Origin of the sequence: Mesorhizobium sp. M7A.F.Ca.CA.001.04.2.1 (assembly GCF_003998485.1) — a bacterium.
GTDB lineage: Bacteria > Pseudomonadota > Alphaproteobacteria > Rhizobiales > Rhizobiaceae > Mesorhizobium > Mesorhizobium ciceri.
Genome location: NZ_RZQT01000063.1, coordinates 1 through 26,195 on the forward strand (window position 1 = coordinate 1; position 26,195 = coordinate 26,195).

The following is a 26,195-nucleotide window of genomic DNA, read 5'->3' on the forward strand; positions in this document are numbered from 1 at the left end:
CTGTGAAGCCGGGGGCTACTCCATCTCTTCGCCGTCCCAGTACCGCCTCACCGCTCCCATGTCGAAAATGCCGTCGCGCCGGCGCAAGGCGTCGACCGCCATCTTGTTGGAATCTGGATAGACGCAGACCTCGTTGGGATTTTTCTCGCCGATCATCAGGTAACGGCACGGCCCCGTGCCGCTGTTGAGGAAGGAATGCCCGACCGCCAGGCCGGCCGGAAAGCAGACATAGTCGCCGGCTTTCATTTCGTGGCGCTCCTCGCCAAGCAGCAGCGTCACCTCCCCTTCCAGGATCAGCGCATGCTCCTCTTCCAGCATGTGATAGTGCCGGGGCGCCAGGCGCATGCCGGGCGCCGGCGCTTCGATCAGCATGCCGACATGATAGTCGGAGCGTCCCAGCGCGGCATAAGTCAGGTGCCTGGACCGGCCGCCGAACCGCAGACCTTCGCCCTCGACCTTCCATTCGACAGCATCGCTGGCGATCGGCGGGATCGGCGCGGCTGGGGGTTTGGTGACACCGGCCGTCACATCCGACGGCAGCGGATCGCCGGCGGTAAGGCCGGTGTTCTCGCCGTCCCAGTAGCTTCGGTTTGCAGCGAGATCGAAGATCGCGCGGCGGCCCAGGGCGCGTACCAGCACCTTGTTGGAGGCGGTGTAGACGACCACTTCATTCGGGTTGCGCTCGCCGACGATGACATAGCGGCAAAGTGCGTCGCTGGTATTGATGAGGCAATGCCCCGCCGCGGCACCGGCGGGAAAGCAGATGTAGTCGCCGGCCTTCATGGCATAGGCCGCGTCGCCGACATACGCGGTAAGCGCCCCTTCGAGGATGAAGACATGCTCTTCCTCGAAAATATGGTAATGCGCCGGCGAGGACTGCTTGCCAGCCGGAAGCTCCTCGATTGCCACGCCGACACGGTGTTTTTCGCCAAGGGCGGCCAGCGACAAATGCCGGTAGCGCAGGCCGAAGCGTGGCACGTCGGACCATTCCGTCCACGGCACCTCATCCGATGCGAATGGTAGCGGCGGTTTAGCTTCGTCCACCATTAGGGGCTCCTGGTTCTGTCGCCTTGCCCCTCGTCGCATGCTGCTGGAGGGTCCACAACAGAACAAAGCTGCCAGCTTCCAGCTAAACCGCCAAGCGGTGTTCGCTACGCTCCTGACAAAGCCGGACAGAAGCCGCGCGCTTCAGCCTCGGATGGCCTTGCCCGCCTGCTGCAGCAATTCGAACGCAGCGAAGCGTTTGGCATGCCAGCCGGCCAGCGTAGCGTCGGGATGATAGACCTCGCCGAGTTCCGACATGCCGGCCATCGCCGCCGCCACATCCTTGTAGGCACCGGCGGCGACCGCGCCCAGCATCGCCGAGCCGAGCAGCACCGGTTCCGGCGAGGTCGAGGCCACCACCACCATGCCTGTGGTGTCCGCCAGCAGTTGGCGCACCAGCGGGCTTTGGCCGGCGCCGCCACTGACCACGATGGTGTCGACGGGAATGCCCTTGTCATGCTCGGCCCGCACGATCTGGCGCGCGCCGTAGCCCAGCCCGCAGACCCCGGCGACATAGAGCCCGACCAGGCTGTCGAGGCTGGTGTCGAGATCAAGCCCGGCGATCAGCGCGCGCGCGTCCGGGTCGGCGAAGGGCGCGCGGTTGCCGAGGAACTCCGGCACGACATGGATGCCGCCGACCAGGGCCGGCGTGGCCGCGGCTCCATTGCGGCTTTGCGCCTGCAGCGACAGCCAGGCGCTGAGGCTGAGCCCCTCGGCTTGCGCTTTGGCGGTCGCTTCGCCGGCTGCAGGGTGCATGCGCACCAGATGATCAATCGCAGCACCGGCTGCCGACTGGCCGCCCTCGTTCAGCCACAGGCCCGGCACCATGGCCGAGAAATACGGACCCCAGACACCGTCGACGAAGGCCGGCTCGGCGGTCGACGACATTGTGCAGGCCGAGGTGCCGAAAACATAGGCCATGCGCGACGGCACGCTGCCGAAATCGCCGCGCGCGCCGACCGTGCCGACGCCGCCGGCATGCGCGTCGATCAGTCCGGCCGCCACCTCGGTGCCGGGGTTGAGACCAAGGTCCGCTGCTGCCTGCGCGGTCAATCCGCCGCCGAGTGCGGCACCGGCCGGCACGATCTCGGTGCCGATGCGCGTGAATGCTTCGTCGGCCAGCGCGCCGAGGCCGATCTTGCGGAAATACGTCTCGTCCCAGCGGCTCTCATGCGCCAGATAGGTCCATTTGCAGGTCACCGTACAGACCGAACGGGCAAGGCTGCCGGTCGCCCGCCAGGTGAGGAAGTCGGCGAGGTCCATGAACTGCCAGGCGGCATTGAAGGTGGCGGGCAGGTTTTCGGCCAGCCACAGGAGTTTCGGCGTTTCCATCTCCGGCGAGATGATGCCGCCGACGTAGTTCAGCACCGCCTCGCCACTGCGATTGATGCGGCGCGTCTGCTCGACCGCGCGATGATCCATCCAGACGATGATGTTGCGTTCGGGATTTCTCGACGGGCCAACAGCCAACGGTACGCCGCCCTCGCCCAGCACCACCAGCGAACAGGTGGCGTCAAAGCCGATGCCGGCGATCGCCTCGGGCGCCACGCCCGATTGCGCGACCGCTTCACGCGTGGCCGCGCAAACCGCCCGCCAGATGTCGTTGCTCGACTGCTCGACCATGTCGCCGGCCTCGCGCCAGACCTCGATGTCCCGTTTGGCCGAGGCAAGCAGGGTTCCCGTGTGGTCGAACACCCCGGCCCGCGCGCTGCCGGTGCCGACGTCGATGCCGAGGAAGTGGGACATTGGGGGAAACCTTCGGTTTAGGGCAGTAGGGGAGTAGGGGAGTAGGGCAGTAGGGCAGTAAGGCAGTACGGGAATAGGGGATGGTGGCTTGGCTCGGGCCCGGGCATTGAACGGCAGAGCAATCCTACTGCCCTACTGCCCTACTGCCCTACTCCCCTACTCCCCTACTCCCCCTAGAGATCATTGCTCTGCGGCAAAATCACCAAATCCCTTATCGTCACATTGCGCGGCCGGGTCAGCATGAACATCACGGCTTCGGCCACCTCGCGTGGCTGCATCAGGCCGCCGGCGGCGAGTTCCTCTTCGAGCTTAGCCTTTGGCCAGTCGTCGACCAGTGCCGTCACCACCGGGCCGGGCGCCACGGCGCCGACGCGCAGGCCGTGCTTGGCGACCTGCCGGCGCACCGTGTGGACGAAGGCCTGCACGGCGTGCTTGGAGGCCGTGTAGATCGGTTCCCATACCACCGGAACCAGACCGGCGATCGAACTGGTGACGATGATGTCGCCGGTCTTGCGTTCGATCATGTGCGGCAGCACTGCCTGGATCGAGCGGAAGCAGGCATTGATGTTGAGGTTGAGCATACGGTCCCAGACGTCGGGATCGCCGGTCGCCACCTCGCCGCCGACATAGGCGCCGGCATTGGCATGGAAGATGTCGAGTTGGCCGGCCTTCTCCAGGATTTGCGGCATCATGGTGGCGACGCTTGCCGGCTGCATCAGGTCGATCACCAGCGGGATCGCTTTGGGGCCGAGTTCGGCGCACAGTTTGTTCAGCGTCGCCTCGGCGCGGTCGACCAGCACCACGGTGGCGCCGGCCGCCAGCATATGCCTGGCGCATTCGAGGCCGATGCCTGACGCGGCACCGGTGACGGCGGCAACTTTTCCGGACAGTTCTTGGCTCATGTCTTGCTTCCTGTTGATGGGTTCAGGCCCGGCCATGCGAGACACGCGAGCGGCGTGCCAGCGAGTCGACGATGACCGCGATGGCAAGCACGGCGCCGGTGATCATGTACCGAAGCGACGAGGACAGATCGAGCAGCGTCAGGCCGCTGGCGATCGACTGGATGACGATGATGCCGAGCAGTGCCGAATAGGCGCTGCCGCGGCCGCCGAACAGGCTGGTGCCGCCTATGACGGCCGCTGCGATGGCGTTGAGGTTGACGTCGCCCGTGCCGGCCTGCTGGCTGGCCGAGGCCAGGCGGGCCGCCGACAGCACGCCGCCGAAAGCCGCCAGCATCGAGCACAGCACGAAGGCGCTGGAATAGATCAGCCGCACGTTGATGCCGGCGCGCCGCGCCGCCTCGCGGTTGCCGCCGACCGCCGACATAGAGCGGCCCCATTTGGTCCGCGTCAGCGCGTAGTGCATCGATATGACCAGGCCGACGAACAGGCCGAACATCCACGGAATGCCGCGCGCCTGATTGAGATAGAAGACGATGAGCTCGAGAATGACCGTAATCACCACCGCGCGCGTGACGAGCCCGCCGGTCGACGGCGCCGACAGGTTCGCGGCGCGGCGGCGCGCGACGGTGCGCAGGCCGGTGATCAGCATGACGATGCCCGGCACGGCCGCCAGAGCGAACGAGACGAGTTTGGGCATCATCAGCAACTGGCCGAAATTCACCAGGTTCGAGCCGTAGGGCAGGTTGATCGAGCCGGTCGAGCCGAGGATGTAGAGCTGCAGGCCAAGCACCGCCAGCAAGCCGGCCAGCGTCGAGACGAAGCTCGGCATGCCGAGCCGGTTGAACAGCAGCGCATAAAGGGCGCCGATGAAGCCGCCGACGGCAACAGCGGCCAGAATCGCGAGCGCCACCGGCCAGCCCTGGTTGACCCACAGCGTGCCGACCATGGCCGAGGCAAAGCCGCTGATCGAACCGACCGACAGGTCGATCTCGCCGACCATCAGAACGCAGACGATGCCGAGCGCGATGACGCCGACGGTTGAGCAATCGAACAGCAGATTGACCAGATTGCTGCTCGACAGGAAGATCGGGTTGATGCTGGCGAACACCGTCCAGATGATGACCAGCCCGACAATCACTGGCAGCGAGCCGAGATCGCCCGAGCGGACCCGGTCGAAGAACCGGCGGATGGCGCCGCCGATCCCCGCCTCGTGCTTGACGCGCACATCGGCGCGGTCGAGCTGCGGCGGCACGGGGGCGGCCTGTTCGGCTTCGCGGCTCATGGGCGTGGCTCCTGGGTCTGGTCTTGCCTGGCCTGCCTGCGCTCGGCGCGCCGCGACACCGAATTGTTCGAGGCGCCGGTGATGGCGCTGACCAGTTCCTGGTTCGAGGCATCGGGCGAGAAGATGCCGTTGTTGCGGCCAAGCCGCAGCACGACGATGCGGTCGGCGACGGCGCGCACGTCTTCCATGTTGTGGCTGATGATGACGACGCCGAGGCCGCGGTCGCGCACCCGCTCGATCAAATTGAGCACTTCCGCCGTCTGCGCCACGCCAAGCGCTGCCGTCGGCTCGTCGAGCAGGATGAGCTTGGGTTCGAGCAGCAGCGAGCGCGCGATCGCCACCGTCTGGCGCTGGCCGCCCGACAGTGAAGCGACCACTTCGCGGACACTCGGGATGCGCGCCGAAAGCTCGTTGAGCAGCGTCCAGGCGCGCACTTCCATCGCCACCTCGTCCAGCCGCAGCGGGCTGAGTTCGCGGCCAAGGAAGATGTTGGCGACGATGTCGAGGTTCTCGCACAGCGCCAGGTCCTGGAACACGGTGGCGATGCCGAGCGTCAGCGCGGCACTCGGATCGGCAAGTGTCACCTGCTTGCCGCGAAAACTGATCGTGCCTGAGCTCGGCTGATGCACGCCGGCCAGGATCTTGACCAGGGTCGACTTGCCGGCGCCATTGTCGCCGACCAGCGCCACCACTTCGCCTGCATGGACATCGAGATCGATGTCGGTGAGCGCCGAAACGGCGCCGAAATTCTTCGAAACGCCGCGCAGGCTGAGCACCAGCTCGCCTGCCGGAACCGGTTCGTCCGAGGTATCGGTCATGCCAGGAAGCCTTTCAAAACCGGTTCAAAAATTTCGCATGAGCGCTGCCTGGCCACCACGCGGGTGGCCAGGCAGCGGAGCGGGCAAGGGTCGCGGTCAGTTCCCGATGCCCAGCTTCTTGCAGCCTTCCGCGTAACGATCGACGCAGAGCTCGGCCGCGGTGTTGATCTTCTTGTCGATGATCTCGGCCTTCAGGTTTTCCTGCGTCACAACAGCCGGCGTGAACAGCTGCGAGGGCGTATCGTACAGCGTCATCTCGGCCTTAGGCGTCTCGCCAGAAAGTAGCTTGATGGCGATGTTGGCGGCGGCCGCCGCCACGATCTCGCTCGGCTTAGAGATGGTGTTGTACTGGTCGCCGGCGATGATCAGTTGCAGTGCCGCGATCGTCGCGTCATTGCCGGTCACCGGCGGCACCGGATCGACGCCGGCCGCCTTGAAGGCCGCGATGGCGCCGCCACCGGTGCCGTCATTGGCGGCAACCACGCCGAGGATTTTCGGGCCGAAGCGGGTGATCTGGCCGCCGGCCCATTGCTGCGCCTTCGGCGGCGCCCATTCCGGCGTGTCGTATTCGGCCAGGATCTTGTAGCCGCTGTTGTCGAGGCCGGCATGGATGCCCTTCTTGATCAGGCCGGCCGCCGCGTCGGTCGGCGAACCGTTGATCTGTAAAACGCCGCCGGTGGCCGGATCGACCTTCAGCGCCTTCAGGTGCTCGACCAGCGAATCGGCGATGGCCTTGCCGATGCCTTCATTGTTGAACGAGACATAGAAGTCGGCCGGCGCTGTCGGGATTGGCCGGTCATAGGCTATGACCTTGATGCCCTGGCTCTGCGCCAGCTTGACCAGCGAGGCGGCGGCGGTCGAGTCGACGGGGTCGAGCACAATCGCCTTGGCGCCCTGCGAGATCACCGAGTTGAACTGCTGCTGCTGGCGCGAGGCGTCGGCATCGGCGTTCTGGTAGAGCACCTTGCAGCCCGGGCACAGCTTCTTCATCTCGGCGGCGAAGCCGGGATAATCATGCTGTTCGTAACGGGTCGAGGCCTGGTCAGGCATCAGGAAGGCGACGGTGGCGTCGGTGACTTCGGCTGCCTTGGCGATAGCGGCGGTGCCTGCCAGCAGCGACAGCGCAAGCGCTGCCATGCCGGCGGACTTGCCAGTGGACTTCAATGAAATTGAAAGTTTGGTCATTCGGTCTTCTCCGTTTCTGGATATGTTGTAAGAAGGTCGTGACTGCTTTGGTGGTCTGAAGACACCCATCCACCCTCGCCCCAATTGAAGGGGTACCAGGGTCCGGCGCTGGACTTTCGAGCCGCGCCGACGTCCTCCGCCGACGGAGGAATTCGAGACAAGCGTTCTCCATCACGAACCGCTCAACGCGGCTCACGTCCGTCATGCAAAAGAAAAATCCTCCCTTGGTTCCTCCCTGGCTCCTCCGTTAAGCGGCTTTTCCCGCGTTGATGTTGTCGGCCAGCAGGCGCCTGAAGCGCGAGGGCGGCATGCCCTTCTCCGCCAGGAACTGCCGGTTGAAATTGGACAGGTTGTTGAAGCCGACCTCGTAGCAGATGTCGGTGATCGAGGCCTGCTCGTCGCTCATCAGGATCTGGCAGGCGAGATTGATGCGCAGCCGCTTGACATACTGCACCAGCGACATGCCGGTGTGGCGGCGAAACGAGCGCGAGAAGGCCCCGGTCGACTGGCCGGCGATGGCGGCGAGATCCGCCTCGTCGAACAGCTGCGTCAGGTTCTCCCTGATATAGGCGAGCGCCTTGTTCATGCCGGCGGTCATGTAGCCCGACGGATCGGGCCGATAGCTGGCGCTGGCCAGCAGCTGGAATTCCTGGGCGCGGCTTAGCAGGCCGGCGATCATCATGAACAGCTCGATGCGGCGCACGCCCTGCGCCTGCATCATCTCTTCCATCAATGGCGCCAGCGCCTTGCTGGTGCGGTTGGAAAACAGCACGCCGCGCCGCGACGCCTCGAGCAGAGCCGCAAGCCCCGCCAGCTCCGGCAGCACATGCATGGCATCGCCGATGAAACTTTCGGAAAACTGAATGATGCGGCCGCGCAGCGGGATCGAGCTGTCCTTGGGGATGTCGCTGACCCAATTGTGCGGCAGGTTCGGCCCCGTCAGCACCAGATTGCCCGGCTCGAACTCGCCGATGAAGTCGCCGACGAAATAGCGGCCGTTGGTGAAGATTACCTGATGCAGTTCATATTCTGGATGGAAGTGCCAGCGCACCGTATGGAAGGGGTAGCCATGCGACCACGCCTTGAAGGACTCCCCGCGTCGTATCTGGACAACTTCCAGGTCCGGTTCCATGTCCGTTTCCTCCCGGCCGGCACGGATATTTGCCGCGTTCGGCCCAATTCCCTAAACCGGCCGAATTGGTTTCGGCTCTGCATTTCAAGAGCCACGGTACCGGCTCATGACAACAGGCGCCACCACGATTCAAGACAATGGATGATACTTTTTTAACCGGAAGGGCGCGCTCAGAGGCGCTATTCGGGCAGAACAGGTCAGTCTTGCTGACGCGTTCGCTCGACTGACCAACGAGAACACTACCGCCCGAAACGGAATTCCAACGTGTCCGGTGGGCGCCTGGCCTATCGCAAGAACAGCGTGTTCAGGCGCTGATGCAGCGCCGTCATCGTAGTTCAGCTGGTGCGCAGCGCACCACCCGCCACCGTCGCGAGCGGCGTAACCATGTCAGGCACCAGTATGTCGTGGCGGCGCGCGAAGCTGACCAGCGTGGCCCGCACCGTCTCCGGATCGATTTCGCCGACGATGCCCGCCTTGCAAGCGTTGAGTGCGATGGCATGGGCGCCGTTGCGGCCGGCGCTCGGCCAGTCCTGCAGCAGTGCATAGGCTTCCATCACGCTGTCGATCTTCCTCGGAAAGCCCATTCCGACCAGAAGTGTGACCGGTTCTTCGAATTGCCCGCAATTCATGGCTTGTACCTCCTCTCGATTGTTCAGGGCCTGCAGCGGGCCGAACACCGGGAAGCACGGCCCGCCGCGGATAGGTGAAGGGACTGGCCGATTTCCGTTCAGCCGCTGCCGGCGGATACCTCGGATGTTGCCGACACTTGCTGCGCTGCGAGGAACATCAGTGCCGACGCCGCGGTTCGCCGGTTCCAGCCGGCGGCTTCAGCCATGTCGAGCAGCCCTGCCAGCAGCGGCTTCAGCACGTTCCTGCATTCTGTTTCATAGGCCAGGAATTCCTTCGCTTGATGCGTAGGAGCCGGTACGGATTCGAGGCCAGCCATTGCATCCATCTTTACCTCCACTCTCTCTTCGACTGACGCCCGCTCCCCGCCAGGGGAGCGGGCGGATTGGGCCGCGACTTCAGAAGTCCATGCCGGCGCCGGCGGGCATTGCCGGGGCGGCGGCTTCCTTCTTCGGCTTCTCGGCCACCATGGCCTCCGTGGTCACCAGCAGGCCGGCGACCGATGCCGCGTCCTGGAGGGCGGTGCGCACCACCTTGGCCGGGTCGATAACGCCCTGGCCGAAGAGATCGCCGAATTCATTGGTCTGGGCGTTCCAGCCCCAGCCGAATTCGCTTTTCTCGCGCAGCTTGCCGACAATGATCGAGCCTTCGGCGCCGGCATTCTCGGCGATCTGCCGGACCGGCGTTTCGATGGCACGGCGCACGATGTCGACACCTGTCCTCTGGTCCGCATTGTCGGTCTGAACGGTATCGAGCGCCTTGGCCGCCCGCAGCAAGGCGACGCCGCCGCCGGGCAGCACGCCCTCCTCGACGGCCGCGCGGGTTGCATGCAGTGCGTCGTCGACACGGTCCTTGCGCTCCTTGACCTCGACCTCGGTCGAGCCGCCGACCCGGATCACCGCAACGCCGCCTGCGAGCTTGGCCAGCCGCTCCTGCAGCTTCTCGCGGTCATAGTCGGAGGTGGTCTCCTCGATCTGCGCCTTGATCTGTGCGACACGGCCCTGGATCTCTTCCTTGCGGCCGACACCATCGACGATGGTGGTGTTTTCCTTCTCGATCACCACCTTCTTGGCGCGGCCCAGCATCTGCAGCGTTACATTTTCCAGTTTGATGCCGAGATCTTCCGAGATCGCGGTGCCGCCGGTGAGAATGGCGATGTCCTCCAGCATGGCCTTGCGGCGGTCGCCGAAGCCCGGCGCCTTGACGGCCGCGACCTTGAGGCCGCCGCGCAGCTTGTTGACGACCAGCGTGGCAAGCGCCTCGCCCTCCACATCCTCGGCGATGATCAGGAGCGGCTTGCCAGACTGCACCACGGCTTCGAGCACGGGCAGCATCGCTTGCAGATTGGAGAGTTTCTTCTCGTGGATCAGCACATAGGGCTCGTCGAGCTCCACGCGCATCTTGTCCTGGTTGGTGATGAAATAGGGCGAGAGGTAGCCGCGATCGAACTGCATGCCTTCCACGACTTCGAGTTCGGTCTCGGCGGTCTTGGCCTCCTCCACCGTGATGACGCCTTCATTGCCGACCTTCTCCATCGCCTCAGCGAGGAAGCGGCCGATTTCGGCATCGCCATTGGCGGAGATGGTGCCGACCTGCGCGATCTCGTCGTTTCGAGTGACCTTGCGGGCATTGGTCTTCAGTTCGGCGACCACCGCATCGACCGCCTTGTCGATGCCGCGCTTCAGATCCATCGGGTTCATACCCGAGGCAACCGCCTTGGCCCCTTCCCTGACGATCGCCTGTGCAAGCACCGTTGCGGTCGTCGTGCCATCGCCGGCAAGGTCGTTGGTCTTGGAGGCTACCTCACGCACCATCTGGGCGCCCATGTTCTCGAACTTGTCCTCCAGTTCGATCTCCTTGGCGACGGTGACGCCGTCCTTGGTGATGCGCGGCGCGCCGAACGACTTGTCGATGACCACATTGCGCCCCTTGGGACCGAGCGTCACCTTCACCGCATTGGCAAGGATGTCGACGCCGCGCAGCATCTTCTCGCGCGCTTCGGTATGGAATTTCACTTCTTTGGCAGCCATTGGATCACTCCTTTATCTAGGCAGCATTCGTTGACTGGTTGGATACAAGAAGCCGTCAGGCGGCCTTCTTCACTTCGGCGATCTCATCGATGATACCCATCACGTCGCTTTCCTTCATGATGAGCAGGTCCTCGCCGTCGAGTTTGATCTCGGTGCCGGACCATTTGCCGAACAGGATGCGGTCGCCGACCTTGACATCGAGTTCGACAAGCTTGCCGCTGTCGTCGCGCGCGCCGGGACCGACGGCGAGCACTTCGCCTTCCTGCGGTTTTTCCTTTGCGGTATCGGGGATGATGATGCCGCCGGAGGTCTTCTCCTCGGCTTCAAGGCGGCGGACCAGAATACGGTCATGCAATGGACGGAACGCCATGTCGTTCTCCTCGTGGACAAACAGGTTTTGAGGTTCCTCCGCACCGAACCGGCAATATCGGACCGGTGCGGAACGCCGCGACCCTTCGTCAGGCATCGCGGCGCATATCGAGCTAGTTTTGCCCTTTTTCGGTTTCAAGAGACCAGCGCAAAAATTTTTATATTCGACAAGAAAGAGCGCCAAGACACTGTTATGGCGTGGCTATTTTCGGAACCCGCGAGCTTCTCGCGGCGTTGTTTAAAGAGGGACAGAACCAATCGCCCCGGCCCGGCATTGGGCGGGTTCGACACAAATGCCGCCGGCTCGATGCCTCAGCGGAGAAGGAGAAAGACATGGCCGATACGGTCAGCAACGAATTCCGCCTGCAAATGGAAGGTTATGGCCTGACGACGGCCGAAATCCACTATTACCTGCCCGATCATCCAAGCCTGCTTCAGCTCTATGTCTGGCAGGACTATGATCTCGCTCCAGCCTTTCCCGAACTCAAGGGTTTTCTCCAATATTGGGAGCGCGAACTCGATGGTCCGCTCCACTCGGTTCGCGTTGCTCATCACCAGCTCATCCAGCCTTCGGAATGGCGGGCCGTCGAGGGCATAATCACGGTCCACTAGGGTCTTTGCGACGGCCTCCGCTACGTAGGGAATCACGACATTGGGGCAGGCTCTCGCCGGCCCCACGCAGCGCGACAGCCAACAACCTCCACTCCAAGATTTCCAATTTCCGTATTGTAAAACGATCGCGCCGCGCTAGCCTGAAATCAGATGCGAGGCGGGGAAGAGGAATGGAGCTCCAACTCAACGGCAAGGTGGCGCTGGTCACCGGCTCGACGCAAGGCATTGGCCGCGCCATCGCCGAGACGCTGGCGCGCTGCGGCGCGGGCGGCCTGCTCGTCACCGGGCGCGAGAAGACGCGCGGCGATGCCGTTGCGGAAGAGCTTTCGCGGCTCGGCACGCCGACGGTTTTCGTCGCCGCCGACCTCGCCGACCCGGCAGCCCCTGCCCTTTTGGCGCAAGCCTGCATCGAGCGCTTCGGCCGCATCGATGCGCTGGTCAACGCCGCAGGGCTGACCGACCGGGCCTCGTTCCTCGATGCCGATCTCGACGGCTGGGCCTCGCTGTTCGCGGTCAACGCGCGGGCGCCGTTCTTCCTCATGCAGGCGGCCATCGCCGACATGAAGAAGCGCGGAGAGCGCGGCGCCATCGTCAACATCCTGTCGATCAACGACCATTGCGGCTCGCCGGAGCTCGCCGTCTATTCCGCCAGCAAGGGCGCGCTGGCCACGCTGACCAAAAACGCCGCCAACGCCCATCGCTTCGATCGCATCCGCGTCAACGGCATCAATGTCGGCTGGACCGACACGCCGGCCGAACGCGTCATGCAAGCCGACACGCTGGGCAACGGGCCGGGCTGGCTCGATGCCGCCAACGCCTCGCAACCCTTCGGCCGCCTGTTCTCGACCAGCGATATCGCCAACCTCGCCGTCTTCCTGCTTTCGGATGCTGCCGGGCCGATGACCGGCACGCTCGTCGATCAGGAACAGTGGGTGATTGGGGCGAACCGGTGAGCGCCATCGAAACGCAAGCGCCTGCATGACGCATCGTCGGCGATTTCACGGTTGCCATCAGAAATTTGTCGCGATGACGGTGACTGAAAAGCCTATCGCATCATTCGCTCAAAGCACCCGCGCCGCCTCACAGCGCCAGGCTTCCCTGCTCCACTTCCTCGGCATTCGGATCTCCCGGTGCGGTGGCCCAGGCCAATTCGACCAGTGTCACGGTGCGCCGGCCTGTCCCGTCGAGCTGGCAGACGATGAGGCCCTGCTCCTCGATATAGGTCAACAGGCGCCGGGCGCGGCGCAGCGAGTGCGAGCCGTAGGCGCGGGCGATCGCGGCGTCGCTCGGACAAGGCCAGCCCTCCTTCGCCGCGCGGGCAATCATCATGAACACGCCCTGCATGTCGTCGGGCAGCAGCGACGCGCGGACGGAAACGTCCCGCCATGCGTCGTCCTGTGTCGTCTCTGACCCAAGGCCGGCCCGGGCGCGCGTCAGCATGCGGCGGAACTCCGGCAGGTCGGGCACGACCGAGGCCAGGCCTTCGATGCGGCAGCGGACCACGAACTCCTGATAGAGCACGCCGATCACGCGAAAACCCGCGTCGGGCTGCGCCAGGATGGCGCGCAGCACACGGTCCACGCGCTCGCGGCGCTCGGCCAGATCCTCGGCGCTGACTTGCGGCTCCGCCGGTTCGGGGCGGATTTCCAAGGCCGCCGACTTCGCCGCCATCAACTGGTCGAGCAGGTCCGGCGACGCCGGGCGACGCGGCGTGCGCACCGTTTCGGGCGGCGGCGCCGCCAGGATGATCGCGCGTGCATCCTCGAGTGCTGCTTCCGGCATCGCCATCAGCCGCGGCGTTCCGTTGCGCGGGCTCGTATCCGTCGGGCCGATGCGCAGGCCCAGCGGACGGCGCGACAGCGCCGGGCCGAGCGCCATGAACTGCCCGCGTTCCAGATCGCGAAACGCCTCCGCCTGGCGCCGCTCCATGCCCAGAAGGTCGGCGGCACGCGCCATGTCGATATCGAGGAAGGTGCGGCCCATGAGGAAGTTGGACGCCTCGGCGGCGACGTTCTTGGCGAGCTTTGCCAGCCGCTGGGTGGCGATGATGCCGGCCAGCCCGCGCTTTCGGCCACGGCACATCAAATTGGTCATCGCGCCGAGCGAGAGCTTTCGCGCCTCGTCGGAAACCTCGCCGGCCACCGCCGGCGCGAACAGCTGCGCCTCGTCCACCACCACCAGCATCGGGTACCAGTGGTCACGGGCGACCTCGAACAGCCCGCCGAGGAAGGCGGCGGCACGCCGCATCTGGTTCTCGGCGTCGAGCCCTTCGAGATTGAGCACGGTGGAGACGCGATGCATGCGCGCCCGCTCGCCTGCCGCCTGCAGGCCGCGCTCGGTATGCTGCTCGGCATCGATCACCAGATGGCCGTAACGGTCGCCCAGCGAAACGAAGTCGCCCTCGGGATCGATGATGGTCTGCTGCACCCAGGGCGCGCTCTGCTCCAGCAGGCGCCGCAGCAGATGCGACTTGCCGGAGCCCGAATTGCCCTGCACCAAAAGGCGCGTCGCGAGCAGTTCCTCGAGATCCAGCTTCGCCGGGGCGCCTGCGGTCGTCTGTCCCATCTCGATCGCAACGGTCATCTCGACTCAGGCGCTCCTTTCGCAGACGGGCTTATCAACTGGGTCACGGCCCGTCGAGCGTGCATGACCGCCCGCGGCGTGTTGCGCACAACTGTGCAGGCACCGTCTGGAGGGGTCATCAGCCGATGCCTGGCGCAAACTTTGGGTTGACCCCTTCGGACCACGAGGCGACACTCCTCCCAACGCTACGAGTGCGAGGAGGAATGCGATGGACGAGCCCGAACGGTGGCGCCACATGTCGACGGCGCCGAAGGACGGCAGCCGCATCCTGGTCACTGTGCGTCCGTCCGAGCAGGGACCGGCGGAAGTCGACCTTGCCTATTGGTCGCGTGCCGACCAGTTCGCCTCGGAAGGCTGGCGCGCGTCGGACTCTTCGCCCGGGCGCGTCATCGAATACGCCGACCCGGAACTGAAATGCTGGATGCCGCTGCCCACCGCCAACCTCAGCCGCGCGTCGATGCCGGCGCCCTGGGAAGGCGAAGACGCCCAGCAGTTGGATGGGTCCGGGATTTGAGGGGCGCAAGAAATTGGCGAAAGCCGCAAAGCTGCCAATCTCCCCCCTCGTGGGGGAGATTAGCAGTTTCGTTGCCAGCTCGTTAAAACTTGCCTCTCAGAACAGGAACGCGGCTGTGGCGGGGTTGGGTCCGTTGCGGCCCTCGGGCGAATCCATGCCGCGGATCGTCTGCAGGTCCTGCGCATCCAGTTCGAAATCGAAGACATCGAAATTGGCGGCGATGCGATCCCTGCGGATCGACTTTGGAATGACGATCAGCCCCTCCTGGAGATGCCAGCGGATGATCGCCTGTGCGACGGACTTGCCATGTTTTTTGGCGATGCCTGCAATGGTCGGATCGCCGAGCAGCCGGCCGCTGCCCAGAGGGCTCCAGCTTTCGATACGGATGTCGTGCTTGGCATGAAAGTCCCTGACACCGCGCTGCTGGAACTGGGGATGCAGCTCGATCTGGTTGACGACGGGCGTCACGCCGGTCTCGCCGATGATCCGCTCCAGATGGTCCTGGTTGAAGTTCGAAACGCCGATCGATTTGATGCGGCCGGCCTGCCTGAGTTCGACCAGCGTCTTCCAGGCCTCGACATATTTGTCCTGGCTGGGCACAGGCCAGTGGATCAGGAACAGGTCGATCTGTTCGACGCCGAGCTTCTCCATCGTCTCGTCGAAGGCGCGCAAGGCCGCATCGCGCTGGTGCGCGCCGTTGCGCAGTTTCGAGGTGATGAACAGCTCAGCCCGCGGCACGCCGGCACTGCGGATCGCCTCTCCGACCCCTTCCTCGTTCTGATAGCCTTCGGCGGTGTCGATCAGGCGATAGCCGGCCTCGATGCCCCAACCCACCACGTCGGCGGTGATGTCCTGGTCGACCTGCCACACACCGAGGCCGAGTTGGGGAATGGCGGAGCCGTCGTTCAATGCAATCTGTTCGGGCATGGTGGGCTGTTCAGGCATGAGGGATCCTTTGCAAAGCTGGGCCGGGCGTCCGCCCGGCGCACAGCCTATCTAGGTCCGACAAGGGGCAACGGCCAGCCGACAGCGGACAAATTGCCGTGTGAAGTGCGCCTGCAAGTGTGACTTCGGCGTCGGCCGCATCCTCACCGCGGCCGGCGCACCGCCCGCACCACCCCGGCGGATGTGCTGCCGCAATAAAGGCGGTCGCCGCCATCGGATTCCAGCCCCGACACACCCATCCCGGCCGGCATGTCGAGCTTCTCCAGAACCTTGCCTGATTTCGGGTCGACGCGGCGCAGGTCGCTCTGGTCGCCTTCCCAGGTGGCGTGCCACAGCTCGCCCTCGACCCATGTCACCCCGGTGACGAAGCGGTTGGATTCGATGGTGCGCAGGATCGCACCGGTTTCCGGGTCGACCTGGTGGATCTTGCGTTCGCGGTATTGTCCCACCCAGAGCGTTCCTTCGGCCCAGGTCAGCCCGGAATCGCCGCCACCACCGGGCGCCGGAATGGTCGCCAGCACCTGGCCGGTATCAGGGTCGATCTTCTGTATCAGGTCGTTGGCAAGCTGGAAGAAATGCTGGCCGTCCCAGGCGGTGCCGGCATGCGCCGCGACATCGATCGAGCGCAGGTTCTGCCCGCTCTCCGGATCGAAGGCGTTCAGCTTCTCGCCCGAGGCAAACCAGACATTGTTGCCGTCAAAGCTCACCCCATGCACCCTCTCCACATCGGCAAAGGGCCCGTATTCGCGCAGGATTTCGGCCGTTGACTGTTTCATGTCCTTGTCCTCACTGAGATCCGATGTCACTTCCTAACCGTTCGGCAGCGGTGCCGGGAGTAACAAGGTGGTCGTGAATCCCACCAGTGGAGGCGTCATCCAGCGGCGCGCCCGGCCGTGACCGAAAAACTGCACCTTGCCGGCCTCGCCAAGCTGCTCCAACGCCCGCTGCACGCTGCGTTGGCCGGTGCCAAGCGCCAGCGCCAACGCCGAACTCGCCCAGGATTCACCGTCGGCAAGGAAAGCCAGCACCGCCGCGTGCCGCTCCTCGATCGGCCGCGCCAGCACCAGCACCTCGCGTGCCTGGCGCGGCGCCAGCGCAAAGCCCTGGCTGGTGGCGCCGATGTCGGCCAAGCCCCGCAATTCGGTGCGCAGCCGGCCGATCTCGACCCGCAGCCGCGCCCGATGCGATTCATCGGCGTGCCTGCCGCCGAAGGCTTGCGCGATCAGCGTTGCCCTCGACACATCGCCTGGCCACGCTTCGGCGAGCGTACGGGCCAGCGCGAACAGAACCGGGCGCGTGGCCAGCGAGACCGTTTTGTCCTGTTGGCGCACGACATATCGGAAATTATCGACCAGCAGCGCCGGCGACGCCTGCAACGCCTCGACGTCCTCAAGCAGCAACGGGCGCTGCTCGCCAGCCGCGATCAGCCGTGCCGCCGGCGTGTCCAGCGCCAGGAATGCGCGGTCGACTTCAGCGATGAGCCCCGCAATGCCGGCCTGGCGGGCGGCGTGGCGTGCCCACTCCAACGCCCTGCGCGCCGGCTTCGTCTTGAGGCGCCGCATCGCGATGCCGGCGACGGCAAGTTCGTGGGCGGCGCGCGAGGCCGGCGGAAGCGGTGCCGGGTCGAGCCCCGCCAGCACGTCTTCGGCCTCGTCGAGACGGCCGATCAATAGCAGGCGCCGCACCTTGAGATGGCCGGCATGCGCTGCGTTCAGCCGGTCGCCATGCTTTTCCAGCGTCGCCCGCGCCGCATCCAAAGCCTTGGCCGGCCAGCCGAGATCCCGCGAGACCAGCGCGATCTCGGCCTCGGCAACGACGCATCTGGCACGCGCTACCGCCTCTTTCGGGCCGAAGCCGCGCGCGGCACGCCGCAGCAGCGCCTTGGCGCGATCGAGATCACCGAGCTGCGCCATGGCAATGCCGCGCAGCGCCAGCGCCGGCGGGTCTTCGCGCAAGGCGACGCGATCCAGCGCGCCGAGCGGGTCGCCTCCGGCCAGTGCCAGCGCAGCCGCGGTGATCAGCGAATCCATTCAAATCCCGTCACACTTGTAACTCCCACCCTTGTGCGTCGCCGCCCTAACTTAAATCCGTACCGTCAACCGGCAAGCCGCATCGGCAACTATCGGCAACGCACGGCACGCCAAGGGAGAACCGACAATGCCAACCGACACTCCTCTCCACCCGGCCGAAGGCACCGTGAGGATGCGCCACCCCTGCTGCGACGGGCCGGCTCCTGCAAATCCCGTCACACTTGTAACTCCCACCCTCCCGCTTCACCGCCCTATTCTGGCTGACAGCAAGCGACAACAGACTGGCAAAGGAGACGACCAATGACCAAGCACATCGCAATGAAGACCCCGCCCATCGTTTCGAGGCAGGACTGGGAAGCCGCCCGCGAACAGATGCTGGTGAAGGAAAAGGCAACACTGCGCGCCAAGGACGCATTGGCCGCCGAGCGCCGGCGCATGCCGTGGATGGAAGTCGACAAGGCCTATGTGTTCGAGGGACCGAACGGCAGAGCGAGCCTGCTCGATCTGTTCGAAGGCCGCCGCCAGCTGATCGTCTATCGCGCCTTCTTCGAGCCCGGCGTGCATGGCTGGCCCGATCACGCCTGCCGCGGCTGTTCGCTGGGCGCCGACCAGGTCGGCCACCTCGCCCATCTCAACGCCCGCAACACCACGCTTGCCTACGCTTCGCGTGCCCCGCAGGCCGACATTGCGCGGCTGAAGCAGCGGATGGGCTGGCAGATGCCCTGGTACACAATCACTGACAGTTTCGACAAGGACTTCGGTGTCGACGAATGGCACGGCCACAACGTCTTCATCCGTGACGGCGATCGCATCTTCCGCACCTACTTGATTAACAGCCGCGGCGACGAAGCGATGGGCACCGTCTGGAGCTATCTCGACGCGACGCCGCTCGGCCGCCAGGAAATCTGGGAGGATTCGCCCGAAGGCTATCCGCAGACTCCACTCTACTCCTGGTGGAACTGGCACGACAATTACGACGCCGGGGCCGACAAGAAATGGGAAGAAGTGTCTGCTGCCGGCGAGGCCGCGTTCAGGGACAAGGGCGAGCAGTAACGGTTGTCCAGTCTGGGTTCCTCTCCCCACTCCCTGGAGAGAGGAACCTGTCGTGACTGGCATGATCATCAAGGATCAAGGCGATGAGCGATATCCACACAGGTGCCGGCAGCACGATCCCAGAAGCCGCCACCCTCGGGCTGGCCGACTGGCTTTGCCTTGCCGCGGCACCGACCTTCGCCGTGATGGCGCTGCTCACCTGCATCTTCAGCGGCGATGCGGCCATGCAGTGCATGGGCACCGACGCCTCGCCCCTCACGGGCATGGCTGCGATGTATCTGCTGATGAGCGCCTTTCATCTGGCGCCCTGGCTGCGGGTGATCTCCGGCCGGCAGGCCCGCTAGGCCCTTCCAATTCTAGACACCCCACACATCGGAGAAGACAATGAGACTGGTCAGGCTGAGAGCGCCGGGCGGCTTGGGCAATCTCGACCTGGTCGAGGAAGATCCGCCCCAGCCAGGGCCGGGCGAGGTGCTGGTCAGGATCCGGGCCTGCGCGTTGAACATGCGCGACGACTTTGCCGTGCAAGGCAAGATGCCTCTCGCCGACGGCCGCGTTCCGCTCTCCGACGGCGCCGGCGAAGTAATTGCCCTCGGCGACGGTGTCGATGCACTCAGGCCCGGAGACAGCGTCGTCAGCGTCTTCTATCCTTGGTGGCTGGGCGGTGACATGACGCCCTCGACCCGGCGCGACATTCCGGGAGAAAGTTTCGACGGCTTCGCCAGCGAGTATGTCTGCATGCCGGCGCATGCTTTCACCAGGGCACCGGCAGGCTATACGCATGTCGAGGCGGCGTCGCTCACCTGCACGGGCGTTACTGCCTGGCGCGGCCTGATTGTGTGCGGCAAGGTGAAGCCGGGCGACGCAGTGCTGGTCCTCGGCTCGGGCAGTGTATCGTTGTTCGCGCTGCAATTCGCCAAGGCCGCCGGCGCCCGGGTCATCGCCACCTCATCCGACGAGCAGAAGCTGGAAAGGCTCAAGCGCCTCGGAGCCGACGCCGTCATCAACTACAAGTCCGTCCCGGACTGGGGCCGCAAGGCCAAGGATCTGACGGGCGGGCGCGGCGTCGATCACGTGATCGAGGTCGGCGGACCCGCCACGCTGGCGCAGTCGATTGTCGCCTGCCGCACGGGCGGTCACATCGCGCTGGTCGGCGTCCTGACCGGCTTTGCGGCGGAAGTGTCTATCCCAGCCCTGTTTTCCAACCAGATCCGCATCAGCGGCATTTCCATCGGCAGCCGGGCCGACCAGGAGGATATGATCCGCGCGATAGAGTCCAACAGGCTGAAGCCCGTCATAGACCGCCACTTTCCGCTGCAGGACATCGCCACCGCCTTCGCGCATTACGAATCCCGAAAGCATTTCGGCAAGGTCTGCCTTGACGTTTGAGCGTCCTCCGCCAGCAGCACGATGAAGGGGACCGCCGGGGACCGCGCCTTCGTCGTGATCCTGCCTAGGTCGCGATGTCGTTGACCGGCAGCAGGGGCTTGGGAAGGTCGGTCTCGCCGAGCCCGCTACGCAACTCGATCTCGATGTCGCGGCAGATCTGCGAGATCGGAACGTCGTTGGCGTTGCCCTCGAACGGGTTGGCGCTGCTTTCGCCGACCTGGTCGAGAGACATGTAGGCCCAGCCGAGCAGCGTGCTGAACGGGATCGTCAGCCAGATCGCTATCGACCCGAGCGCGCCACCCAGTTTGCCCATATCGGCAAAGACGGGAACGACCCCGAACGGCAACAGTGTGCAGAAGATCATCACGAACATCGAACTGACGATGGCGTATTGCCGGGGATAGGGATTGTTCTTGATGCGATCGCAGCGCGCCTGCTGGTCATGGAAGTCGCGGATCAGCTTGGTCAGTTCGCCATAGATCTGAGGAGGGAGCTTTGTGTCCTTGAACAGCGCATTGACCTGGACAGATTGCAGTTCGAGCAGGGCTATCGCCGGCTGGGGCGATTTCAGGACGTCCTCGGCCTGTTCGGCGAGCAGCGGACGCAATTCGTCGCCGACCGAGCTCGCATCCTCATGGATACGGTAGCGCCGCCGGTATTCGATATTGGCGGCCCGCGCCATGGACTCCCATGGCATCGGCCGGCGCAGAGAAAAGCGCAATGCCGTCATCCAGGCGATGTGGCGATAGATGAGCTGCCTGGCCGTCGGCGCGTCGAGGAAATCCCTGCAGAAATTGGACCACAAACGGCTGCTGGCCGTAATTTGCGTAAAAGCCTGCAGCGCGTCGCTGCTGCGGGTGAACACCTGCGAATTCTTGAACCCGGCGACGAGTGACACGGTGGTGCCAAGCACCAGCACCACCGACCATGGCACCGAAAACCCGGCGATGCCTGGAAGACGGTAGGCCGCCACGGCCAGACCGCTCACCACCACCATGTAGATGACGCTGCGCCGCGACCACAGCGCGAAATCGATCAGTTTGTAGGAACGGCCTACATACATCGTATCCCCTCAACTCATCGATAGGTCTGGTTTTGCACGGCCGGAATCTGGTCGCCTCATTGTGCCTTTGCAGCCCCGAACCGCAACCCGTCCATCAACAGCTTGACCAGCCGGCGCGAGCGGTCGCGCCATTCGGGGGTGTCGGGCGCTGAATAGATGCCGCCCAGCGCGTGCAGCACGTCGGAAGCGTCGACGTCGCCGCGGATGGTGCCGTCGGCCACCGCCGCCTCGACCAGGCGTCGCAAGGCTTGCGACACCCGGCCGAACGTGTCGGAAAACAGCGTCGAATTGGTGGTGAGCACAATGCGCAGGCTGGTCGCCAGGCCGCGCTTGGTGGCGATGTAGTCGACGAAGCGCTGCATCCACTGTTCCAGCGCGACATCGGACGGATGTTTTTGGGCAAGCTCGCCGGCGGCCGCGCACAGCGCCTCCACCTCACGACGATAGACCACCTCGACCAGATGCTCGCGCGTCGGGAAATGCCGGTAGAGCGTGCCGATGCCGACGCCGGCGCGGCGCGCGATCTCCTCCAGCGAGCCATCGATGCCGCGCTCGGCAAAGACTGACACCGCCACCTCGACCAGCCGGTCGCGGTTGCGCCGCGCATCGGCGCGCAGCGGCTTTGCGTCTACGGCCTCGGCCTTCTGTTCAGCAATGGCGGACGGCTCGCTGGCCAATTTTTTCTCCACATCGTGTCAGGGGGCTTGAACCCGGCAGGGTCAGCCACCACGTAATAAACGGAGGCGCCTCCGTTTTAGTGGAGCACCTTTATCATATAATCAGGGGAACCGGTATGTCACGTCTTTCGAACACGCAAGCCGACATCTCCCCTGCCCGCCTGCCTCGCGGGAGATCCGCCATCTCCGCTTTCGCCGTCAAGACCTGACCCAACGGTTACCTTGCCCTTCTGCGGCAAGGCACCAGTTCAATCCCATCCGCGTCAAGCAACTGGAGCCAGACGCCCATGACCAGCCTTCCCATTACCCTCACCATCAATGGCCACCGACACCAACTGGAGGTCGATCCACGCGTAACCCTGCTCGACCTGCTGCGCGAGCGGCTCGATCTCACCGGCACCAAGAAGGGCTGCGACCGCGGCCAATGCGGCGCCTGCACGGTGCTGGTCGACGGCAAGCGCATCAACTCATGCCTGGCGCTGGCGGTCAGCCATGACGGCGCCCAGGTCTTGACCATCGAAGGCGTCGCCAACGGCGAGGAACTGCATCCGGTGCAGGCCGCCTTCATCGCCCATGACGGCTTCCAGTGCGGGTTCTGCACACCCGGCCAGATCATGAGCACGCTCGGCCTGATCGCCGAGGGACAGGCCGGCGACGATCCCGAACGCATCCGCGAGGGGCTGAGCGGCAACATATGCCGCTGCGCGGCCTATGGCGGCATCGTCGAGGCCGTCCTGGAAGCCCAGCAACAGCTTGTCAAAGCCGACCGGAGGACCGCGGCATGAGAGACTTCGATTACATCAGGCCCGCCACCATTCCCGACGCCATCGCCGCGGCAGCCGAGCCGGGCTCGGCCTATCTCGCCGGCGGCACCAATCTGCTCGACCTGATGAAAGGCGGCATCACCAGTCCCGAGCGTATCGTCGACATCTCCCGGCTGCCGGAGCTCAACCGCATCGAACGGCTGGACGATGGTGGCCTGCGCATCGGCGCGCTGGTCCGTAATGCCGAGCTTGCTTACGATCCGGCGTTCGCCAAATCCTATCCGGCGGTGGCCGAGGCGCTGCTGTCGGGTGCTTCGGCGCAGCTTCGCAACGCCGCCACCGTCGGCGGCAATCTGTTGCAGCGCACGCGCTGCAGCTATTTCTACGACACAGCCAGCGCCTGCAACAGGCGCGAGCCAGGCGCCGGCTGCGATGCGCTGGGCGGCGAAAACCGCCTGCACGCCGTGCTCGGCTGGAGCGACGCCTGCATCGCCACCCACCCGTCGGATTTCTGCGTGCCGCTGGTGGCGCTCGACGCCGTGGTCGAGATCGAAGGCAAGAAGGGCCGGCGCCATGTTTCGCTGGAGGAATTTCACCGGCTTCCCGGCGAAACGCCGCAGCGGGAGAATGCGCTGGAGCCCGGCGACCTGGTCGTGGCGGTGCGCCTTCCGGCGGAGGCTGCCTCCTTCTCCGCCAATGCCCGTTACCTCAAAGTCCGCGAGCGCACCTCCTATGCCTTTGCCGTCGTATCGGCCGCAGCAGCGCTTGTCGTCGACGGCGGCAAGATCCGCGCCGCAAGGCTGGCGCTGGGCGGCGTCGCGGCCAAGCCGTGGCGGGCACGCTCGGCGGAAGCCGTCCTGCTTGGCGCGGACGCCAGCGAGGCGACCTTCGCCAGCGCCGCGGACGCTGCCTTGGCCGATGCCAGCCCTTCCGGCGACAATGCCTTCAAGATCGAGCTTGCCCGCCGCATCGTGATCAGGGCGCTGATGTCTGCGCTTTCGGGAACGCCCGAGCGTCTGCCGGCCCTTCCTGCCTCCCCGTTCTCGAACATTCCTGGAGCGCGCCATGACGCTTGAACTCAGCCTCAACCAGCAACCCGCCCATGCCCGGCAAGGCTCCAGCATCGGCCAGCCGCTGACCCGCCGCGACGGCTTTCTGAAAGTCACCGGAGCCGCGCGCTATGCCGCCGACAACCATCCGCCCGGCATGCTCTACGCCGTGCTCGCTGTCTCTAGCATCGCGCGCGGCCGCGTCGCTGCGCTGGATGTCGAGGCGGCCAAGGCACACAAGGGCGTGGTCGAGGTGATGACGCCCAAGAACCGGCCAGCGCTCGCCGCCGATCCGGACGCCAAGGACCATCCCTTCATGTTCCGGCTCGACCTCTTGCAGAACGACCAGGTCCGCTACCCCAATCAGAGCATCGCCGTGGTGATCGCCGAGACGCTGGAGGCGGCGACCGAGGGGGCGGCGCTGCTGTCGCCGCGCTATGAAGTGATGCCGGCGCGCGTTGGCCTCGACGGCGCCGAAAGTTTCGTGCCGCGTGCTGTCGGCGTCGGCGGTCCGGCCGTGCAGCACAAGGGCGATGTCGAGGTCGGCCTTAAATCCGCAAAGACGCGGATCGAAGCCACCTACGAGACGCCGGCCCAGTACCACAACGCCATGGAGCCGCATGCGATCGTCGTCGCCTGGGAAGGCGACACACTGTCGATCGACACACCGAGCCAGGGCCTTGCCATGGCGCAGGGCCGCATCGCCGGCCTGTTCGGCATCGCGCCGGAGAACATCCACATCCGCAGCCCGTTCCTGGGTGGCGGCTTCGGTTCGAAAGGCATGATCTCCGGGCCGCAGGTGCTCGGCATCCTGGCGGCGCGTCTCGTCGGCCGTCCGGTCAAGCTGGTGCTGCAACGTGAGCAGATGTACGGGCCGGTCGGCCACCGTGCGCCGACGCGCCAGACGCTGCGCATGGGCATGGATGGCGAAGGGCGGCTGACGGCACTCGACCATCACGCCAAGACCGCGTCGAGCACGTTCGACGATTTCTTCGAACCGGCGGCGGATGCCTCGCACACGCTCTATGCCAGCCCGGCCATCGCCACCTCGCACGATGCGGTGCGGCTCGATACCGGTACGCCGCTGTTCATGCGGGCGCCCGGCGAAGCCACCGGCTCGATCGCGCTGGAGAGCGCTATCGATGAGGCAGCCTACGCCTGCGGCATGGACCCGTTGGAATTCCGGCTGCGGAACTATGCCGAGGTCGAGCCGATGACCGGCAAGCCGTTTTCCTCCAAGGCGCTGCGTGAATGCTACAGGCAAGCGGCCGAGACGTTCGGCTGGGCGAGCCGCCCGCTTCAGCCTCGGCTGATGCGCGACGCCGACGGTTTCCTGACCGGCTGGGGCATGGGCACGGCGACCTTCCCGGCGATCATGTTCCAGGCCGAAGCGCGGGCGGTGCTGAGAGCCGATGGCAGCGGCGTGATGGAGACCGGCGCTCAGGACATGGGGCAAGGCGCCTGGACCGCCTTCGCCCAGATCGCCGCCGACGGACTGGGACTGGATATCGACCAGGTCGATTTCAGGGCCGGCAGCTCCGATCTGCCCAATGCAGGCATTGCCGGCGGCTCCGGCCACACGGCGACGGCCGGCATGGCGATCCACAATGCGGGCGCCGCCGTCATCGCCAGGCTCGCCGATCTCGCCACCGGCGACGAGGGCTCGCCGCTCTACGGCGCCGGCAATGAAGGCGTGCTGGCGCGCGGCGGCCGCCTCTATCGGCGCGACGATGAAAGCCGCGGTGAAAGCTACGCCGAGATCCTCACGCGCGCGGGCCTCACCGAGATCGAGGGCCACGGCAAGGGCGCTCCCGACCCGGCGTCTCAGGAGGCCTATGCCAAGCACGCGCACGGTGCCGTGTTTGCCGAGGTGAAGGTCGATCCGGATTTTGGCCAGATCCGTGTCACAAGGCTGGTCGGCGCGTTCGCCGCCGGACGGGTCATCAATCCCAGGCTGGTGCGCAGCCAGTATTATGGCGGCATGATCTGGGGCGTCTCGTTCGCGCTGCATGAGGAAGCCATCACCGACCGGCGCTCTGGCCGGATCCAGAATGCCAACCTCGCCGAATATCATGTCCCGGTGAATGCCGACGTTCCATCGGTCGAGGCGTTGCTGGTCCACGAGGACGACCCTCACGTCAACGCGCTCGGCATCAAGGGCGTCGGCGAAATCGGCATCACCGGCACGGCCGGCGCCGTCGCCAATGCGGTCTGGCATGCGACCGGCGTGCGGCCGCGGCGCTTTCCGGTCCGCATCGAGGACCTGCTGGGGTGAGGAGTGGTCCACCTAGCGGATGGGAAGCCAATTGCTTGGCTTCCCGAACGACGAATGGTGAAGGCCCGGTCCGCCTTCGGGCGCACCAAAAAGTCCAGTGGACCTT

General features: G+C 65.3%; 26 protein-coding genes. 9 read left to right on the forward strand and 17 right to left on the reverse strand.

Annotation, left to right across the window (positions count from 1 at the left end; genetic code table 11):
- Positions 1-15: 15 nt before the first annotated feature.
- The 11 genes from EN955_RS20040 to groES all read right to left on the reverse strand — a co-directional run bounded on the left by EN955_RS20040 (position 16) and on the right by groES (position 11,136).
- Entirely contained in the window at positions 16-1,047 is a 1,032-nt protein-coding gene (locus tag EN955_RS20040) for a cupin domain-containing protein (protein ID WP_050580404.1), read from the reverse strand.
- A gap of 141 nt (positions 1,048-1,188) precedes the next feature.
- Positions 1,189-2,790 (reverse strand): FGGY-family carbohydrate kinase, encoded by a 1,602-nt coding sequence (locus EN955_RS20045; protein WP_024501650.1) that lies wholly within the window; start codon positions 2,788-2,790, stop codon positions 1,189-1,191.
- Positions 2,791-2,963: 173 nt separating this feature from the next.
- Positions 2,964-3,692 (reverse strand): SDR family oxidoreductase, encoded by a 729-nt coding sequence (locus EN955_RS20050; RefSeq protein WP_024501651.1) that lies wholly within the window; start codon positions 3,690-3,692, stop codon positions 2,964-2,966.
- 22 nt (positions 3,693-3,714) lie between these two features.
- Positions 3,715-4,974, reverse strand: a complete 1,260-nt coding sequence (locus tag EN955_RS20055) for an ABC transporter permease (RefSeq protein ID WP_024501652.1) — start codon at positions 4,972-4,974, stop codon at positions 3,715-3,717.
- Positions 4,971-5,792: an ATP-binding cassette domain-containing protein gene (locus EN955_RS20060; RefSeq protein WP_024501653.1), complete on the reverse strand. Its 822-nt coding sequence runs from the start codon at positions 5,790-5,792 to the stop codon at positions 4,971-4,973. Before EN955_RS20060 ends, EN955_RS20055 begins: the two co-directional genes overlap by 4 nt.
- A 96-nt stretch (positions 5,793-5,888) precedes the next feature.
- Positions 5,889-6,977, reverse strand: coding sequence for a sugar ABC transporter substrate-binding protein (locus EN955_RS20065; protein WP_013530723.1), 1,089 nt, complete (start codon positions 6,975-6,977; stop codon positions 5,889-5,891).
- 247 nt (positions 6,978-7,224) lie between these two features.
- On the reverse strand, positions 7,225-8,109 hold the full coding sequence (locus EN955_RS20070; protein ID WP_013530722.1) for an AraC family transcriptional regulator: 885 nt from the start codon (positions 8,107-8,109) through the stop codon (positions 7,225-7,227).
- A 335-nt stretch (positions 8,110-8,444) separates the two neighbouring features.
- Positions 8,445-8,738 (reverse strand): DUF982 domain-containing protein, encoded by a 294-nt coding sequence (locus EN955_RS20075; protein WP_024501654.1) that lies wholly within the window; start codon positions 8,736-8,738, stop codon positions 8,445-8,447.
- A gap of 98 nt (positions 8,739-8,836) precedes the next feature.
- Complete coding sequence (locus EN955_RS20080; RefSeq protein ID WP_024501655.1) at positions 8,837-9,064, reverse strand: hypothetical protein; 228 nt, start codon at positions 9,062-9,064, stop codon at positions 8,837-8,839.
- Between the two features lie 70 nt (positions 9,065-9,134).
- A complete protein-coding gene (gene groL, locus EN955_RS20085; RefSeq protein WP_024501656.1) occupies positions 9,135-10,766 on the reverse strand; it encodes a chaperonin GroEL in 1,632 nt (543 codons plus the stop codon).
- A 55-nt stretch (positions 10,767-10,821) separates the two neighbouring features.
- Positions 10,822-11,136, reverse strand: coding sequence for a co-chaperone GroES (gene groES / locus EN955_RS20090; RefSeq protein WP_013530718.1), 315 nt, complete (start codon positions 11,134-11,136; stop codon positions 10,822-10,824).
- A gap of 332 nt (positions 11,137-11,468) precedes the next feature.
- Here groES and EN955_RS20095 point away from each other — a divergent pair, with 332 nt between their 5' ends.
- Together EN955_RS20095 and EN955_RS20100 are read left to right on the forward strand one after the other, a co-directional pair.
- Positions 11,469-11,747, forward strand: coding sequence for an usg protein (locus tag EN955_RS20095; protein ID WP_024501657.1), 279 nt, complete (start codon positions 11,469-11,471; stop codon positions 11,745-11,747).
- A gap of 170 nt (positions 11,748-11,917) precedes the next feature.
- Positions 11,918-12,700, forward strand: a complete 783-nt coding sequence (locus tag EN955_RS20100) for an SDR family oxidoreductase (RefSeq protein ID WP_024501658.1) — start codon at positions 11,918-11,920, stop codon at positions 12,698-12,700.
- A gap of 127 nt (positions 12,701-12,827) precedes the next feature.
- On the opposite strand, the gene EN955_RS20105 is transcribed toward EN955_RS20100, so the two are convergent.
- Positions 12,828-14,330: an ATP-binding protein gene (locus EN955_RS20105; RefSeq protein WP_013530715.1), complete on the reverse strand. Its 1,503-nt coding sequence runs from the start codon at positions 14,328-14,330 to the stop codon at positions 12,828-12,830.
- A gap of 208 nt (positions 14,331-14,538) precedes the next feature.
- Between EN955_RS20105 and EN955_RS20110 the strand changes: the two genes are divergently transcribed.
- Entirely contained in the window at positions 14,539-14,844 is a 306-nt protein-coding gene (locus tag EN955_RS20110; RefSeq protein ID WP_013530714.1) for a hypothetical protein, read from the forward strand.
- A gap of 96 nt (positions 14,845-14,940) precedes the next feature.
- On the opposite strand, the gene EN955_RS20115 is transcribed toward EN955_RS20110, so the two are convergent.
- The 3 genes from EN955_RS20115 to EN955_RS20125 form a co-directional block, all read right to left on the reverse strand.
- Positions 14,941-15,771 carry an aldo/keto reductase gene (locus EN955_RS20115; RefSeq protein ID WP_174299083.1) on the reverse strand — a complete coding sequence of 277 codons (831 nt, stop codon included), beginning with the start codon at positions 15,769-15,771 and terminating at the stop codon, positions 14,941-14,943.
- Positions 15,772-15,932: 161 nt separating this feature from the next.
- Positions 15,933-16,565 (reverse strand): PQQ-binding-like beta-propeller repeat protein, encoded by a 633-nt coding sequence (locus EN955_RS20120; protein ID WP_024501659.1) that lies wholly within the window; start codon positions 16,563-16,565, stop codon positions 15,933-15,935.
- 33 nt (positions 16,566-16,598) lie between these two features.
- Positions 16,599-17,819 (reverse strand): hypothetical protein, encoded by a 1,221-nt coding sequence (locus EN955_RS20125; RefSeq protein ID WP_024501660.1) that lies wholly within the window; start codon positions 17,817-17,819, stop codon positions 16,599-16,601.
- 300 nt (positions 17,820-18,119) lie between these two features.
- On the opposite strand from EN955_RS20125, the gene EN955_RS20130 reads away from it, so the two are divergent.
- The 3 genes from EN955_RS20130 to EN955_RS20140 all read left to right on the forward strand — a co-directional run bounded on the left by EN955_RS20130 (position 18,120) and on the right by EN955_RS20140 (position 20,261).
- Positions 18,120-18,872, forward strand: a complete 753-nt coding sequence (locus EN955_RS20130; protein ID WP_013530710.1) for a thioredoxin family protein — start codon at positions 18,120-18,122, stop codon at positions 18,870-18,872.
- A gap of 83 nt (positions 18,873-18,955) precedes the next feature.
- Complete coding sequence (locus tag EN955_RS20135; protein WP_024501661.1) at positions 18,956-19,216, forward strand: hypothetical protein; 261 nt, start codon at positions 18,956-18,958, stop codon at positions 19,214-19,216.
- A gap of 40 nt (positions 19,217-19,256) precedes the next feature.
- Positions 19,257-20,261 carry an NAD(P)-dependent alcohol dehydrogenase gene (locus tag EN955_RS20140; RefSeq protein WP_024501662.1) on the forward strand — a complete coding sequence of 335 codons (1,005 nt, stop codon included), beginning with the start codon at positions 19,257-19,259 and terminating at the stop codon, positions 20,259-20,261.
- A gap of 64 nt (positions 20,262-20,325) precedes the next feature.
- On the opposite strand, the gene EN955_RS20145 is transcribed toward EN955_RS20140, so the two are convergent.
- Together EN955_RS20145 and EN955_RS20150 are read right to left on the reverse strand one after the other, a co-directional pair.
- Positions 20,326-21,324 carry a bestrophin family ion channel gene (locus EN955_RS20145; protein WP_024501663.1) on the reverse strand — a complete coding sequence of 333 codons (999 nt, stop codon included), beginning with the start codon at positions 21,322-21,324 and terminating at the stop codon, positions 20,326-20,328.
- A 56-nt stretch (positions 21,325-21,380) separates the two neighbouring features.
- A complete protein-coding gene (locus EN955_RS20150; protein ID WP_024501664.1) occupies positions 21,381-22,001 on the reverse strand; it encodes a TetR/AcrR family transcriptional regulator in 621 nt (206 codons plus the stop codon).
- A 287-nt stretch (positions 22,002-22,288) separates the two neighbouring features.
- Here EN955_RS20150 and EN955_RS20155 point away from each other — a divergent pair, with 287 nt between their 5' ends.
- From EN955_RS20155 to EN955_RS20165, 3 genes are read left to right on the forward strand one after another with little or no spacing between them, the layout of a single operon-like run.
- Complete coding sequence (locus tag EN955_RS20155) at positions 22,289-22,786, forward strand: (2Fe-2S)-binding protein (protein ID WP_013530705.1); 498 nt, start codon at positions 22,289-22,291, stop codon at positions 22,784-22,786.
- The gene (locus EN955_RS20160; RefSeq protein WP_024501665.1) at positions 22,783-23,841 is read left to right on the forward strand and encodes a xanthine dehydrogenase family protein subunit M; all 1,059 of its coding nucleotides are present in this window, start codon (positions 22,783-22,785) and stop codon (positions 23,839-23,841) included. Before EN955_RS20155 ends, EN955_RS20160 begins: the two co-directional genes overlap by 4 nt.
- Positions 23,831-26,089, forward strand: a complete 2,259-nt coding sequence (locus tag EN955_RS20165; RefSeq protein ID WP_024501666.1) for a xanthine dehydrogenase family protein molybdopterin-binding subunit — start codon at positions 23,831-23,833, stop codon at positions 26,087-26,089. Before EN955_RS20160 ends, EN955_RS20165 begins: the two co-directional genes overlap by 11 nt.
- The last annotated feature ends 106 nt before the right edge of the window (positions 26,090-26,195 follow it).

What these genes read in the sequence shown, in the direction of transcription:
- EN955_RS20080 (WP_024501655.1), bottom strand. Translation starts at nt 9,064, where the DNA reads ATGGATGCAATGGCTGGCCTCGAATCCGTACCGGCTCCTACGCATCAA.
- EN955_RS20160 (WP_024501665.1), top strand. Translation starts at nt 22,783, where the DNA reads ATGAGAGACTTCGATTACATCAGGCCCGCCACCATTCCCGACGCCATC.
- EN955_RS20120 (WP_024501659.1), bottom strand. Translation starts at nt 16,565, where the DNA reads ATGAAACAGTCAACGGCCGAAATCCTGCGCGAATACGGGCCCTTTGCC.
- EN955_RS20145 (WP_024501663.1), bottom strand. Translation starts at nt 21,324, where the DNA reads ATGTATGTAGGCCGTTCCTACAAACTGATCGATTTCGCGCTGTGGTCG.
- EN955_RS20070 (WP_013530722.1), bottom strand. Translation starts at nt 8,109, where the DNA reads ATGGAACCGGACCTGGAAGTTGTCCAGATACGACGCGGGGAGTCCTTC.
- EN955_RS20040 (WP_050580404.1), bottom strand. Translation starts at nt 1,047, where the DNA reads ATGGTGGACGAAGCTAAACCGCCGCTACCATTCGCATCGGATGAGGTG.
- EN955_RS20095 (WP_024501657.1), top strand. Translation starts at nt 11,469, where the DNA reads ATGGCCGATACGGTCAGCAACGAATTCCGCCTGCAAATGGAAGGTTAT.
- EN955_RS20045 (WP_024501650.1), bottom strand. Translation starts at nt 2,790, where the DNA reads ATGTCCCACTTCCTCGGCATCGACGTCGGCACCGGCAGCGCGCGGGCC.
- EN955_RS20125 (WP_024501660.1), bottom strand. Translation starts at nt 17,819, where the DNA reads ATGGATTCGCTGATCACCGCGGCTGCGCTGGCACTGGCCGGAGGCGAC.
- EN955_RS20105 (WP_013530715.1), bottom strand. Translation starts at nt 14,330, where the DNA reads ATGACCGTTGCGATCGAGATGGGACAGACGACCGCAGGCGCCCCGGCG.
- EN955_RS20075 (WP_024501654.1), bottom strand. Translation starts at nt 8,738, where the DNA reads ATGAATTGCGGGCAATTCGAAGAACCGGTCACACTTCTGGTCGGAATG.
- EN955_RS20135 (WP_024501661.1), top strand. Translation starts at nt 18,956, where the DNA reads ATGAGCGATATCCACACAGGTGCCGGCAGCACGATCCCAGAAGCCGCC.
- EN955_RS20140 (WP_024501662.1), top strand. Translation starts at nt 19,257, where the DNA reads ATGAGACTGGTCAGGCTGAGAGCGCCGGGCGGCTTGGGCAATCTCGAC.
- EN955_RS20165 (WP_024501666.1), top strand. Translation starts at nt 23,831, where the DNA reads ATGACGCTTGAACTCAGCCTCAACCAGCAACCCGCCCATGCCCGGCAA.
- EN955_RS20050 (WP_024501651.1), bottom strand. Translation starts at nt 3,692, where the DNA reads ATGAGCCAAGAACTGTCCGGAAAAGTTGCCGCCGTCACCGGTGCCGCG.
- groES (WP_013530718.1), bottom strand. Translation starts at nt 11,136, where the DNA reads ATGGCGTTCCGTCCATTGCATGACCGTATTCTGGTCCGCCGCCTTGAA.
- EN955_RS20155 (WP_013530705.1), top strand. Translation starts at nt 22,289, where the DNA reads ATGACCAGCCTTCCCATTACCCTCACCATCAATGGCCACCGACACCAA.
- EN955_RS20100 (WP_024501658.1), top strand. Translation starts at nt 11,918, where the DNA reads ATGGAGCTCCAACTCAACGGCAAGGTGGCGCTGGTCACCGGCTCGACG.
- EN955_RS20055 (WP_024501652.1), bottom strand. Translation starts at nt 4,974, where the DNA reads ATGAGCCGCGAAGCCGAACAGGCCGCCCCCGTGCCGCCGCAGCTCGAC.
- EN955_RS20110 (WP_013530714.1), top strand. Translation starts at nt 14,539, where the DNA reads ATGGACGAGCCCGAACGGTGGCGCCACATGTCGACGGCGCCGAAGGAC.
- EN955_RS20060 (WP_024501653.1), bottom strand. Translation starts at nt 5,792, where the DNA reads ATGACCGATACCTCGGACGAACCGGTTCCGGCAGGCGAGCTGGTGCTC.
- groL (WP_024501656.1), bottom strand. Translation starts at nt 10,766, where the DNA reads ATGGCTGCCAAAGAAGTGAAATTCCATACCGAAGCGCGCGAGAAGATG.
- EN955_RS20130 (WP_013530710.1), top strand. Translation starts at nt 18,120, where the DNA reads ATGACCAAGCACATCGCAATGAAGACCCCGCCCATCGTTTCGAGGCAG.
- EN955_RS20115 (WP_174299083.1), bottom strand. Translation starts at nt 15,771, where the DNA reads ATGCCCGAACAGATTGCATTGAACGACGGCTCCGCCATTCCCCAACTC.
- EN955_RS20065 (WP_013530723.1), bottom strand. Translation starts at nt 6,977, where the DNA reads ATGACCAAACTTTCAATTTCATTGAAGTCCACTGGCAAGTCCGCCGGC.